General features: G+C 70.7%; 10 protein-coding genes. 1 reads left to right on the forward strand and 9 read right to left on the reverse strand.

Going from position 1 to position 12,910, the window contains the following annotated elements:
• The first annotated feature begins 212 nt into the window (after positions 1-212).
• Positions 213-1,250 (forward strand): glutamine synthetase beta-grasp domain-containing protein, encoded by a 1,038-nt coding sequence (locus GGR24_RS14010; RefSeq protein WP_183395981.1) that lies wholly within the window; start codon positions 213-215, stop codon positions 1,248-1,250.
• A 64-nt stretch (positions 1,251-1,314) separates the two neighbouring features.
• Here GGR24_RS14010 and GGR24_RS14015 read toward each other — a convergent pair whose 3' ends face one another.
• From GGR24_RS14015 to rph, 9 genes are all read right to left on the reverse strand, one after another.
• Entirely contained in the window at positions 1,315-2,766 is a 1,452-nt protein-coding gene (locus GGR24_RS14015; protein ID WP_183395982.1) for an acetamidase/formamidase family protein, read from the reverse strand.
• A 97-nt stretch (positions 2,767-2,863) separates the two neighbouring features.
• Positions 2,864-3,934, reverse strand: a complete 1,071-nt coding sequence (locus GGR24_RS14020) for a fatty acid desaturase family protein (RefSeq protein ID WP_183395983.1) — start codon at positions 3,932-3,934, stop codon at positions 2,864-2,866.
• 158 nt (positions 3,935-4,092) lie between these two features.
• Positions 4,093-6,897, reverse strand: a complete 2,805-nt coding sequence (locus GGR24_RS14025) for a [protein-PII] uridylyltransferase (RefSeq protein ID WP_183395984.1) — start codon at positions 6,895-6,897, stop codon at positions 4,093-4,095.
• A 108-nt stretch (positions 6,898-7,005) separates the two neighbouring features.
• Positions 7,006-9,678: a DNA mismatch repair protein MutS gene (gene mutS, locus GGR24_RS14030; protein ID WP_183395985.1), complete on the reverse strand. Its 2,673-nt coding sequence runs from the start codon at positions 9,676-9,678 to the stop codon at positions 7,006-7,008.
• Positions 9,675-10,070: a type II toxin-antitoxin system death-on-curing family toxin gene (locus GGR24_RS14035; RefSeq protein WP_343066261.1), complete on the reverse strand. Its 396-nt coding sequence runs from the start codon at positions 10,068-10,070 to the stop codon at positions 9,675-9,677. Before GGR24_RS14035 ends, mutS begins: the two co-directional genes overlap by 4 nt.
• Positions 10,067-10,291, reverse strand: coding sequence for an AbrB/MazE/SpoVT family DNA-binding domain-containing protein (locus tag GGR24_RS14040; protein ID WP_183395986.1), 225 nt, complete (start codon positions 10,289-10,291; stop codon positions 10,067-10,069). Before GGR24_RS14040 ends, GGR24_RS14035 begins: the two co-directional genes overlap by 4 nt.
• 59 nt (positions 10,292-10,350) lie before the next feature.
• Positions 10,351-11,499: a radical SAM family heme chaperone HemW gene (gene hemW, locus GGR24_RS14045; protein ID WP_183395987.1), complete on the reverse strand. Its 1,149-nt coding sequence runs from the start codon at positions 11,497-11,499 to the stop codon at positions 10,351-10,353.
• The gene (gene rdgB, locus GGR24_RS14050; protein ID WP_183395988.1) at positions 11,496-12,155 is read right to left on the reverse strand and encodes an RdgB/HAM1 family non-canonical purine NTP pyrophosphatase; all 660 of its coding nucleotides are present in this window, start codon (positions 12,153-12,155) and stop codon (positions 11,496-11,498) included. The genes hemW and rdgB overlap by 4 nt, the downstream gene beginning before the upstream one ends.
• 12 nt (positions 12,156-12,167) lie before the next feature.
• Positions 12,168-12,881: a ribonuclease PH gene (gene rph, locus GGR24_RS14055; protein ID WP_183396036.1), complete on the reverse strand. Its 714-nt coding sequence runs from the start codon at positions 12,879-12,881 to the stop codon at positions 12,168-12,170.
• Positions 12,882-12,910: the final 29 nt, after the last annotated feature.

Consider the following 12,910-nt stretch of genomic DNA (forward strand, 5'->3'; position numbering starts at 1 on the left):
GCGGGCGCCGTCCGGGGTCACAAGGGAAGGGACAAAACGCGCCTTTGGTTCCACCTGCCAGCGCGCCGCCGACGCGGCGCCGCGGTTTTCGGCGGAGTGGCACGCAAAATGCTTCAGATGGCCGCCTGAGCCGCCGCGCACCTCCCGCGCAGCGGCTCACCTGACGGAGCGGTTTCCCGCAGATCGCGCAACTGAAGTATGAGAGACCCGCGATGACGAAGTATAAGCTTGAGTATATTTGGCTCGACGGGTACACGCCGGTGCCGAACCTCCGCGGTAAGACGCAGATCAAGGAATTCGACGGTTTCCCGACGCTCGATCAGCTGCCGCTGTGGGGCTTCGACGGGTCGTCCACGCAGCAGGCCGAGGGCCACAGCTCCGACTGCGTCCTGAAGCCGGTCGCGCTCTATCCCGACCCGGCCCGCACCAACGGCGCCCTTGTCATGTGCGAAGTCATGATGCCGGACGGCGTCACGCCGCACGCCTCGAACAAGCGCGCCACCATCCTTGACGACGAAGGCGCCTGGTTCGGTTTCGAGCAGGAGTACTTCTTCTACAAGGACGGCCGTCCGCTCGGCTTCCCCGAGCAGGGCTATCCGGCCCCGCAGGGTCCCTACTACACCGGCGTCGGCTTCAAGAACGTCGGCGCGATCGCGCGCCAGATCGTCGAGGAGCATCTGGACCTCTGCCTCGCCGCCGGCATCAACCACGAGGGCATCAACGCGGAAGTCGCGAAGGGCCAGTGGGAGTTCCAGATCTTCGGAAAGGGCTCGCGCAAGGCCGCCGACGAGATGTGGATCGCGCGCTACCTGCTGCTCCGCCTGACCGAGAAGTACGGCGTGGACATCGAGTTCCACTGCAAGCCGCTCGGCGACACCGACTGGAACGGCTCGGGCATGCACTGCAACTTCTCGACCGAGTACATGCGCACGGTGGGCGGCAAGGAGTACTTCGAGGCGCTGATGGCGCAGTTCGACAAGAACCTCGACGAGCACATCGCGGTCTACGGCCCGGACAACCACATGCGCCTGACCGGCAAGCACGAGACCGCGCCGTGGAACAAGTTCAGCTACGGCGTGGCCGACCGCGGCGCCTCGATCCGCGTGCCGCACTCCTTCGTCAACAACGGCTACAAGGGCTATCTTGAGGATCGGCGCCCGAACTCGCAGGGCGACCCCTACCAGATCGCCAGCCAGGTGCTGAAGACGATCTCCGAGGTCGCGACCGAGAAGGCGGCCGCGGCCGCGTAACTCCCGACGGACTTCCCTGCCGACGGCGCCGGACGACGAGTCCGGCGCCGTTTTGCTTTGAGCCTCAGGCGCGGCCGGCGAAGATGTCCTTCTTCACCACCGCGTGGACGCCCCAGTTGCCGTCGACCACCTGGGTCACGCCGAAATCGACCCCGATCGACATCAGCGACACCGCCTCGTCCTCGGTCAACTTCTGCGTGTCCATCAGGAAGCGGCGCATCTTGCGGAAGGCGTCACGCATCGCGAGGTCGACAGACGACTTGCCGTAGATCGCCGACTGCGCGTCCGGCCCGAGCTCCTTCAGGTAGTTGGCGAAGGAGAAGCCGTGCACGAGCCATTCGTCCTGGGTCTCGAGCATCGGATAGTCGAGCCCCTCGAGCGGCGTGCCCGGCAGGTCGGCCTTCTTGTGCAGGATGAGTTGGAACACGCCGGTCAGCGAGCACTCGATCGCGGTGCCGCAGAGCTCGCTGTCGCCCTGGCTCGCATGCGGATCGCCGACCGAGAGCAGCGCGCCCTCGACCGCGACGGGGTAGTACATCGTCGCGCCCTTGCCGATGCGCCAGTTGTCGATGTTGCCGCCGACATGGTTCGGCGGGATCGCGTCGACGAACTCGGCCTCGGCGGGCGCGAGGCCGAGCGTCCCGAAATGCGGCCGGATCGGCAGCCGCACGCCCTTCAGCACGTCGAAATTGCGGCTGGTCCTGGAATGGTCGACCGGCACGCCCGGATAGTCGATGGTTTCGTGCACGACGCCGAACGGGTCGGTCTGCGGCGTCCATTTGAAGTTGTAGACCGCCTGCGCCCAGCTCTTCGATCCGGTGGCGTCGACTTCATAGATCGTCACCACCTCGCGCTTCGCGCCGTCGAGCATGTCGTTGTAGTGGTAGCCCCACCAGGCGGCGGCGTTGGAGCCGAACGCCTTGCCCCGGAACTTCGGGTTGGCGCAGGGCCGCGGCGCGCAGTCGAGGATGCGGACCTCGAGCACGTCGCCCGGCTCCGCCCCGCGGACATAGACCGGCCCGGTCATGACGTGGACGCCCTGGCCCTCGCCAGAACCCTTCTTGTAGACCTTGGGGTCGGTCGGGCCGGCGCCGCGGCGGTCGACGCCCTTCCGGTCGCTGGTCCACAGGAACACGCTCTCGGCGCCCGGATCGCCCTCGACCATGCGCTCGCGGTCGTCGTTGGCGTGGTGCGTCAGCGTCTCGATCGTGACGATATCGCCGGACTCGACCTCGACCCGCGGCTTGAGCGATTTCGAGAAATAACCCCAGTGCACCGTGTCGGCGTTCGCCGGCAGATGATGATGCCTGCGCTCGCCGGGGGCGCGCGCGGCCGAGGCCTGCGCGAGCGCCGGCGTGACCAGCGACGCGGCGCCGGCGGCCCCGAGCGTCGCCAGCCCCCCGGCCGCGACGAAGGAGCTTTTGAGGAAGCCGCGCCGCTCGGCGCTCAGCTCCTCCTTGAAGGAGCGGTAGTGAAGCTGAAATTCAGGGCAGTTGGCGTCGTCGCCGCGGCACATGGGCGTCATCCCCGTTGGCGTTCGTCGGACGATGAGGTCCGGCGCAGGGGATGAGCAAGCGCGGCGCCAGCGAGGGCGGCGCCGTGCGGCCTCGGGCCTACTCGCCCGGCACGATCTCCGGGCGCGGGGCGCGGCGGTTGTCGCGGATGGCGCCGAGCAGCCGGCCGGTCACGTGCCAGAAGCCGCGATGGCTGCCCTTGTGATAGGGGCTCTCGGGGGGCAGCGCCTCGCACAGGCGGCGGTGGGCGGCGCCCAGCGCGTGGTAGGGCAGGCGCGGCAGCAGGTGGTGCAGGCCGTGGTAGCGCAGGCCGACCGGGGCCCAGAGCATCGGCAGCGTCGAGGGCGGCGGCACGTTCACGCTGTCCAGGAACTGGCCGGTCGAGCTCATCTCGTCGCCCTCGTTCTCCCAGTGATGGGCGACGAGGGTGCGCAGCTGGTTGATCACGGCGACCGCGGAGCCGAGCGCGAGCGCGGTCAGGAACACGCGCAGCGGGATCACGCCCGCGACCGTCAGGCCGACGAAGCTGATGGCCCACAGGCTGCACAGCGTCTCGAGCAGGATCCAGAGCGGGCGCTGCGCGTCCGTCGGGTGGTCGCGGATGAAGGCCGGGTTGATCGCCAGCGCCGAGCAGCGCTCCACCACGAACTTGCGCAGCGGCGGGATCACGGCCGCGAGCGGCGTCAGGATTCCGAAGCGGATCAGCAGGCCGATGGGTGCGAGCGCCGAGATCGCGATGAAGCCGAGCACGTGCCACACCGTCTGGCGGGCGAGCGGCATGTATTCGGGATCGAGCGCGGTGCCGTAGCGCGACTTGGCGTGATGCTGGTTGTGCACGCCCTCATACATCAGCGAGGGCACCAGATAGGGCACGCCGATCAGCGCGTTGTAGCCGGCCTTGAAGCCCGGCACGTCCTGCGGCCGAAGGTGGCTGACCTCGTGGATGAAGCTGACGCCGCGGTAGAAGGCGAGCGCCGAGACCACGAAGGCGGCGGCGCGCTCCAGGCCGGTCGGCAGCAGCAGCGCCCCCGCGAAGGCCGCATAGGCGACGAGCGCGGTCAGGATCAGGTCGGCCCAATAGATCGCGGGCCTCGCGGCGGCGAGGTCGGCGGTCAGCTTGTGCGCGGTCGCGGCGAGCGCGCGCTCGGAAGCGGCGGTGGAGTGCTGCATCTGGTCCGGCGGGTTCCTTCTCCGCCCGTCCGGGACGGCGCGGAGCGCAACGATTTCGTCCCGCACCATACCATTTGCGGGCGCCGGCGCACAGGGCGGGGCCCCTCACGAAGCGCAACGAAGCATTGCGTCCGCGAGAGGCCGCGGCGGGCGCGGCCCTATTTGGCGGGCGCCGCCCGCTTGTCCTCGGCCTGCAGGGCGGCCATCAGGCGGCTGCGGATCGAGGTCTGGCGCGCGGCGCTCGCGATCTTCGCGCCGGTCAGGTCGGTGACATAGAACACGTCGACGGCGCGCTCGCCGAAGGTCGCGACATGCGCGGAGGCGATGTTGAGGTTGAGGCGCGAGATCGCGTTGGTGAGCTCGTAGAGCAGGCCCGGCCGGTCGAGGCAGACGATCTCCAGCACCGTGTGGCGGTCCGACCAGGCGTTGGTGACGGTGACCTCCGGCGGGATCTCGAAGGCCCGCGGCCGGCCCTTGGCGGAGCTGCGCGTCTTGCTGGCGACGATGTCGAACAGCCGGATCTCGCCGCGCAGCGACTGCTCGATGCTTTCGGCGATGCGGCGGGCGCGCCGCAGCTCGTCCTCGTCCTCCGGGAAGGCGCGGCCGATGAAGATCGTGTCGAGCGCGAAGCCGTCGGTCGTGGTGTTGATGTGGGCGTCCATGATGTTCGCGCCCGCCGCCGCGCAGGCGCCGGCGATCACCGACAGCAGCTTCGGATGGTCGGGCGCGAGCACGGTGAGCTCGGTGACGCCGCGGAAGGCGTCGGTCGCGACCTCGGTGGCGAGCTTCTCGCCGGCCGCGTCGGCGCGGGCGATGAAGCGGGCGTGCTGGGCGGCGCGCTCCGGCTCGGCCTTCAGCCAGTAGGGCGCGTAATGGCGCTGGGCGTAGGCCTCGAACTCGGCGTCTGTCCAGTCGGTCAGCCGCTGGCGCAGGTCGTTCTTGGCCTGCTCCACCAGGCTCTTGCGGTCGCCGGCCGAATGGCCGCCGGTCAGAACCGTCTCGGTCTCCCAGTAGAGCGTGCGCAGCAGCTGGCCCTTCCAGCCGTTCCACACGCCAGGGCCCACCGCCTTGATGTCGGCGATGGTCAGGATGAACAGCATCTTCAGCCGTTCCGGGCTCTGCACGATCTTGGCGAAGTCCTCGATCGTGCGGCGGTCGGACAGGTCGCGCGACTGGGCGACGATCGACATCGTCAGGTGCTGCTCGATCAGCCAGGCGACGGTGTCGGTCTGGGCCGGCGTCAGTCCGAGGCGCGGGCACAGCCGGCGGGCGATCCGCGCGCCGGCGATCGAGTGGTCCTCCGGTCGCCCCTTCGCGACGTCGTGCAGGAACAGCGCGACATAGAGCGCCACGCGGTCGCGCAGCGTCGGCATCAGCTCGTTGGCGAGCGGGTGCGAGTCCGAGGATTCCCGCGCGTCGATCTCGGCCAGAACGCCGATCGCGCGCAGCAGATGCTCGTCCACCGTGTAGTGGTGGTACATGTTGAACTGCATCATCGCGACGATGCGGCCGAAATCCGGGATGAAGCGGCCGAGCACGCCGGTCTCGTTCATCCGCCGCAGCACCTTCTCGGGGCTGCGCCGCGAGGTCAGGATCTCGAGAAACAGCGCGTTCGCTTCCGGATTCTCGCGCAGCGCGCCGTCAACCAGCTTCAGGCACTTGGTGATCAGCCGTATCGCGTCCGGATGGAAGGCGAGCCCCTGCGCGCCGGCGATCTGGAAGAAGCGGATCAACTCCACCGGATTGCGCGCGAACACGCCCTCGTCGCGGACGTTGAGGCGGTCGTCCTCGATGACGAAGCTCTCGCTCGCCTGCGCGGTCTTCGGCTTGCGCTTGCGGAAGCGGGTGAGGAAGCGATCGAGCCGGGGCTTGGGCTTCTCCTGGCGCGCCTCGAGCGCGTGGCAGAGGATCGCGGTCAGGTCGCCGACGTCCTTGGCGACCAGGAAGTAGTGCTTCATGAAGCGCTCGACGTCGCGCAGGCCGGGATGCTCGGTGTAGCCGAGCGCGACCGCGATCTCGCGCTGCAGGTCGAAGGACAGCCGGTCCTCCGGCCGGCCGGTGATGAAGTGCAGATGGCACCGCACCGCCCAGAGGAAGTCCTCGCACTTCTTGAAGAGCCGGAGCTCGGCGGCCGAAAAGATGCCCCTGCCGACGAGGTCGTCGACGTCGCGCACCCGGCAGACATACTTGGCGATCCAGAACAGCGTGTTCAGGTCACGCAGGCCGCCCTTGCCCTCCTTGACGTTGGGCTCGACCAGATAGCGCGAGGCGCCGGCGCGGCCGAGGCGCTCGTCGCGCTCGGCGAGCTTGGCGGCGGCGAACTCGGCGGCCCGGCCCTCGATCACCTCGGCGTCGAAGCGGCGGGTGAGCTCCTCGAACAGCTCCTCGTCGCCGGTGATGCGGCGGGCCTCCAGCACGGCGGTGCGGATCGTCATGTCGGCGTGCGAGAGGCGGATGCACTCGTCGACCGAGCGGGTCGCGTGGCCTACCTTCAGGCCCATGTCCCACAGCACGTAGAGCATCGCCTCGACGACGCTCTCGCCCCAGGCGGTCTGCTTGTAGGGCAGCAGGAACAGCAGATCGACGTCGGAGCCGGGCGCCATCGAGCCGCGGCCGTAGCCGCCGACCGCCACCACGGCGAGCCGCTCGCCCGAGCTCGGGTTCACGCGCGGGTAGAGGTCGGTGGTCGCGTGGTGGAACAGCGCCATCACGACGGCGTCCATCAGGCCCGACAGCCGCTGCGCGCAGGCCGTGCCGGCGCCGTCCTCGTTCAGCCAGAGGCGGGCCGTCTCGCGGCCGGCCGCGAGCGTCTGCTTGAGGTGAGCCACCACGGCGAGGCGAAGCGCGTTGGAGTCGCCGCGATGGCGCGCCGAAAGCGCCGACAGCTCGCGCGCCAATGCGGCGCTGTCGGCCAGTTCACGGGCGTTGCGCGCGACGCGCAGGCGTTGGCGGACGGTCGACATCGGGATTCGCGCAGCCGGGCTTGGATCAGAGGCCGCGAAACATAGGGGGCAACCGCGAAACGCGCCATGCCGGCGAGCGTGGTGATTGCGCGCGGGGCGCGGCGACTCTCAGCTCTTCCGCAGCGCCTTCAGCCGGTAGAGCGCGTCGAGCGCCTCGCGCGGCGTGAGCGCGTCCGGATCGACCGCGTCGAGCGCCTCGAGGACCGGCTCCCCCTCCGGCTCCGGACGGGCCCGGGTGGCGGCGAACAGCGGCAGGTCGTCGATCATGCGCTCCACCGGGGAGGCGCGGTCGGCGGCCTCGAGCTCATCCAGGACCGCCTTGGCGCGCCGCACCACTGAGGGCGGCAGGCCGGCGAGCTTGGCGACCTGGATGCCGTAGGAGCGATCGGCGACGCCGGGCGCGACCTCGTGCAGGAACACCACCTCGCCCTTCCATTCGGCGACCCGGACGGTGGCGTTGCGCAGCCGCGGCAGGCGCTTGCTCAGCGCGGTGAGCTCGTGGAAATGCGTGGCGAACAGCGCCCGGCAGCGATTGACCTCGTGCAGGTGCTCGATCGCCGCCCAGGCGATGGACAGGCCGTCGAAGGTCGCGGTGCCGCGGCCGATCTCGTCGAGGATGACGAGCGCGCGCGGGCCGGCGGAGTTCAGGATCGCGGCGGTCTCGACCATCTCGACCATGAAGGTCGAGCGGCCGCGGGCGAGGTCGTCGGCCGCCCCGACGCGGCTGAACAGCCGGTCCACCGCGCCGATATGCGCGGCGGCGGCGGGCACGAAGGCGCCGGCCTGCGCCAGCACGGCGCAGAGCGCGGCCTGCCGCAGATAGGTCGACTTGCCACCCATGTTGGGGCCGGTGACCAGCTGGATCAGTCCGCCGCCGTCGTCGGGGGCCGAGAGGTCGGCGTCGTTCGCCACGAACGGCTTGCCCTCGCGGCGCAGCGCCGCCTCCACCACCGGGTGGCGGGCGCCTTCCAGCCGGAACTCGAGGCTGTCGTCGACATGCGGCCGGGTCAGGTTCTGCTCGACCGCGACCTCCGCGAGGCCGGCCGCGACGTCGAGCCCCGCGAGCGCGTCCGCGCAGGCCCGGCAGCTCTCCCAGCTCTCCGTGACCCGGGCCGCCAGCCGGTCGAAGGTCGCGAGCTCGCAGCGCAGGACCGTGTCGGCCGCCTCCGCGATGCGCCGCTCGAGGTCGCCGAGCTCGGTGGTGGTGAAGCGCATCGCGCCCGCCATGGTCTGGCGGTGCACGAAGGTCTCGGCGTGCGGCGGCTTGAGCAGCCGCTCGCCGTGTTGCTGCGGCGCCTCGATGAAATAGCCCAGCACGTTGTTGTGCTTGATCCGCAGCGTGCGGATCTCGGTGGCCTCGGCGTAGGCCGCCTGAAGCCCGGCGATCACCTTGCGGCTCTCGTCGCGCAGGCTGCGGGTGGAGTCGAGCTCCGCGTCGCAGCCGTGCCGCACGAAGCCGCCGTCGCGCTTGTTGAGCGGCAGCTCGTCGGCGAGCGTCGCGGCGAGCTCGTCGGCCATCGCGTGGTCCGCCCCGGCGAGCGCGGCGGCGATGACGGCGAGTTCGTCCGGCGCGGTCTCGAGCGCCGCGAGGCGCTCCGCGAGCGCTTCCGCAGCCTTCAGGGCGTCGCGGATCGCGGCGAGGTCGCGCGGGCCGCCGCGGCCGAAGGCGACGCGTTGCGCCGCGCGGGCGAGGTCGGGCGCGCGCCCGAGCGCGGCGCGGACCGCGCGCCTGAGCTCCGGAGCGTCGATCAGCGCCTGCACGGCGTCGTGGCGGGCCGCGATCGCGTCCGGGTCGAGCAGCGGCCCGGCGATGCGCTGGGCGAGCAGGCGCGAGCCGCCGGCGGTGACGCAGCGGTCGACGGCGTCGAGCAGGCTGCCTTCGCGCTCGCCCGAAAGCCTGCGCGTCAGCTCCAGATTGGCCCGCGTGGCGGCGTCGATCTCCATCACCGCGCCGCGGCCCTCGCGCACCGGCCGGGCGAGCGGCGGCCGGCTCGCGAGCTGGGTGCGCTCCAGATAGCCGACGATCATCGCCGCGGCGGAGAGCTCGGGCTTGCTGAGCCCGAACGCCTCCGCCGCCGCGACCGCGAAATGGCGGGCGAGGCGGGCCTCCGCGCGGGCCGGGTCGGCGATGTCGCGGCCGACCGGGGTGACGGCCGCGCGGGTTTCGCCGAGCGCCGCGGCGAGCTCCTCGGCGAGCGTTTCGGGGATCAGGATCTCGGACGGGTCGCGCCGCGCGAGCGCCGCGCCGAGACCGGCGGCGGAGGCCTCGCCGACCGAGAAGGCGCCGGTCGACACGTCGACCTGGGCGACGCCGAAGATCATCCCTCCGGCCTCCGAGCGGCCGCGCGCGACCGCCACCAGCAGGTTCGCGGCCCGCGGTTCGAGCAGCGCGTCCTCGGTCAGCGTGCCGGGCGTGACGAGCCGCACCACCGCCCGGCGCACCACGGACTTCGCGCCGCGCTTGCGGGCCTCCTTCGGGTCCTCGGTCTGCTCGCAGACCGCGACCCGGAAGCCGGCCGCGATCAGGCGCTGAAGATAGTCGTCGGCGCGCTCGACCGGCACGCCGCACATCGGGATGTCCTCGCCGAGATGCTTGCCGCGCTTGGTCAGCGCGATGCCGAGCGCGCGGCTCGCGACCTCCGCGTCCTCGAAGAACATCTCGTAGAAGTCGCCCATCCGGTAGAACAGCAGGCAGTCCGGATTGGCCGACTTGATCTCGATATACTGCTCCATCATCGGCGTCGGGCGCGCCGCGGGAGCCTCGCTCGGAATGGCGGTCACGAGGGATCCATTGGTCTCATCGCCCCTCGCAGCACGTCCGCCAGGGCCTGCTCGGGGATGTCTCCGCCGGCGAGGCCGAGCCAGAGCGTCACCAGCTCCGCGTCGGTCAGTTCGAGCGCGTAGCCGTTCAGCTCCAGAAACAATTCGGTCACGACCGCCGAGACTCTCTTGTTGCCGTCCGAGAATGCGTGGTCCTTCGCAAGACCATAGCCGTAGGACGCCGCGAGCTCCGCGAGGTCCGGCTTGCCGTAATGGAGAAGATTGCGCGGCCGATGCAGCGCCGCTTCCAGCGCCCCTTCGTTAATCAGCCCGCCGCGCCCCCCATGCTCCGCAATCTGCTCGTCATGCGCTGCGACGGCCGTCGATTTCGATATCCAGACGGGCTCTTTCACTTCGCAAGTTCACGAAGAGCGTTGCGACGCTTCTTCATGATGCGGCGGGCGACCTCCATCTGCTCCTCGAAGCCCGGCTCATAAGGAGTGAGCCGATAGCCGTCGGGCGCTTCGGTGAGGTAGATCGTGTCGCCGGCAGAGAGGTTCATCCGCGCGAGCACTTCCTTCGGAAGGACCACGCCGGTCGAGTTCCCCTGTCGGCTGAGCTTGAGCGCGACCATCGCAGCCTCCTAAGTGCCGTACGAACGTATGTCAGAACGCCAGGTCGTTCAACGCCGCGTCAGCTGCCGAGATCGGCCACCACGGCGTCGAGCACGGGGAAGCCTTCGGGCGTGACGCGCAGCCGGTCGGCGCCGACCCTCTCGACCATGCCGTCCATCACCAGATCGTCGATGCGGCGCTGATCGAGCCTGCGGCCCGAGATGCGGTGGAAGCGCGCGAGGTCGATGCCTTCGGCGAGCCGCAGCCCCATCACCAGGAACTCGTCGGCCTGGGCCTCGAGGCTCAGCGCGTCGTTGACCACGAGGCCGGAGCCTTCGGCCTCGACGGCCGCCGCCCAGAGCTCGGGATTGCGCTCGGTCGCGAGCTCGCGGCGAACCCCGTCAACGATCAGCCGGCCATGCGCGCCGGGGCCGATCCCGGCATATTCGCCGTAGCGCCAGTAGACGAGGTTGTGGCGGCTCTCGCAGCCGGGCCGCGCATGGTTCGAGATCTCGTATGCCGGCATGCCGGCATGGCCGCAGACCTCCTGCGTCACGTCCCACAGCGCGCGCCCGATCGCCTCGTCGGGCGTCTTCAGCTTGCCGGCGCGGTGGAGGGCGAAGAACGGCGTGCCCTCCTCGATGGTCAGCTGGTAGAGCGACAGGTGCTCGGTGCCGTAGCCGATGGCGCGGGTCAGCTCCTCCCGCCACGCTTCGGGCGACTGGCCGGGACGGGCGTAGATCAGGTCGAAGGAGACGCGGGGAAAGATCGCTCGCGCGAGCTCCATGGCGGCGACCGCCTCCTCGACGGTGTGAAGCCGGCCGAGCCCCTGCAGGTCCGCGGCGTTCAGGGCCTGCACGCCGAGCGACACCCGGTTGACCCCGGCGGCGCGGTAGCCATGAAAACGGTCCGCCTCGACGCTGGTCGGGTTGGCCTCCAGCGTGATCTCGGCGTCGTCCTCGATCCGCCAGGCGGCCGCGATCGCCTCGAGGACGCCGGCCACCGTCTCGGGCTTCATCAGAGAGGGCGTGCCGCCGCCGAAAAACACGCTGGCGACCGTCCGGCCGGGCGCGAGCGCCGCCATGTGGGCGATCTCGCGCCGGTAGGCCGCGAGGAACCGGGTCTGGTCCACCTCGGCGCGCCGGACGTGGCTGTTGAAGTCGCAATAGGGGCACTTGGCCGCGCAGAACGGCCAGTGGACGTAGACGCCGAAGCCTGGCTCGCTCACCGCGGCGGGCCTTCCGGAAACAGCGCGTGCATCAGCTCGCCGAAGGCGCGCGCGCGGTGCGAGAGACCGCTGCCGCGGCCCGACGGCTCCCAGGTCACGCCATGCTTCTCGTCGGCGGTCATCTCGCCGAAGGTGCGCTGGTGGCCGTCCGGCAGGAAGATCGGATCGTAGCCGAAGCCCAGCCCGCCGCGCGGCGGCCAGACGATCTCGCCCGAGACGGAGCCCTCGACCGCGATCGCCTCGCCGGACGGCCAGGCGAGGCACAGCGCCGCCACGAAGGCGGCGCGGCGCTCCGCCGCCGCGGTCGCGCCGCGGTCCTGCAGATCCTCCTCGACGCGCTGCATGGCGGCCGCGAAGTCCTTGTCCGGCCCGGCCCAGCGCGCGGAGAAGATGCCCGGCGCGCCCCAGAGCGCATGGACGGCGAGCCCGGAATCGTCGGCCAGCGCCGGCAGGTCGGCGGCGGCGGCCGCCGCCTCCGCCTTGATGTGTGCGTTCTCGGCGTAGGTCGTGCCGGTCTCGTCCGGTTCCGGCAGGCCGAGCTCGCCGGCCGACACCAGCTCCAGCCCGAACGGCGCCAGCAGCTCGCGGAACTCGCGGAGCTTGCCGGCATTGTGGGTCGCGATCACGAGCCGGGGGCCGATGGCGGGGAGGCTCACGGGCGGTTCCTCTCAGGCGACGGCGAGCTTCTGCAGCTCGACGAGGTTCGAGCAGGCGCTCTTGGCGAGCCCGAGCAGGGACATGAGCTCGGCCTCGGAGAACGGCGCGCCCTCGGCCGTGCCCTGCACCTCGACGATGCCGCCCGAGCCGGTCAGCACGAAATTGGCGTCCGTCTCGGCCGAGGAGTCCTCGGCGTAGTCGAGGTCCACCACCGGCGTGCCCTTGAACAGGCCGCACGACACCGCGGCGACATGGTCCTTCAGGGCCGGGCCCTTCAGCATGTCGCGCGCCTTCATCCAGGCGAGGCAGTCATGCAGCGCGACCCAAGCGCCGGTGATCGCGGCCGTGCGGGTGCCGCCGTCGGCCTGCAGCACGTCGCAGTCCACGGTGATCTGGCGCTCGCCCAGCATCTTCAGGTCGACCACGGCGCGCAGCGAGCGGCCGATCAGCCGCTGGATCTCCTGCGTGCGGCCGGACGGCTTGCCGGAATTCACCTCGCGCCGCGTGCGCTCATGGGTGGCGCGCGGCAGCATGGCGTATTCGGCCGTCACCCAGCCGCGGCCCTGGCCGCGGAGCCAGCCGGGCGCCTTGTCCTCGATGCTCGCCGCGCACAGCACGTGCGTCTCGCCGAACTTCACGAGGCACGAGCCCTCCGCGTAGCGCGCGACGCCGCGCTCCAGGGACACGGCGCGCATGGCCTCGGGGGCGCGTTTCGACGGGCGGATCGACATCAAGGGCTCGCAGACTTTCGGGA

This window comes from Hansschlegelia beijingensis (assembly GCF_014196425.1).
In the GTDB taxonomy this organism is placed as follows: domain Bacteria; phylum Pseudomonadota; class Alphaproteobacteria; order Rhizobiales; family Methylopilaceae; genus Methylopila; species Methylopila beijingensis.

Bases quoted from the DNA above. Each gene is read 5' to 3' on its own strand.
- GGR24_RS14010 (WP_183395981.1), top strand. From the start codon at position 213: ATGACGAAGTATAAGCTTGAGTATATTTGGCTCGACGGGTACACGCCG.
- GGR24_RS14015 (WP_183395982.1), bottom strand. From the start codon at position 2,766: ATGTGCCGCGGCGACGACGCCAACTGCCCTGAATTTCAGCTTCACTAC.
- GGR24_RS14020 (WP_183395983.1), bottom strand. From the start codon at position 3,934: ATGCAGCACTCCACCGCCGCTTCCGAGCGCGCGCTCGCCGCGACCGCG.
- GGR24_RS14025 (WP_183395984.1), bottom strand. From the start codon at position 6,897: ATGTCGACCGTCCGCCAACGCCTGCGCGTCGCGCGCAACGCCCGTGAA.
- GGR24_RS14040 (WP_183395986.1), bottom strand. From the start codon at position 10,291: ATGGTCGCGCTCAAGCTCAGCCGACAGGGGAACTCGACCGGCGTGGTC.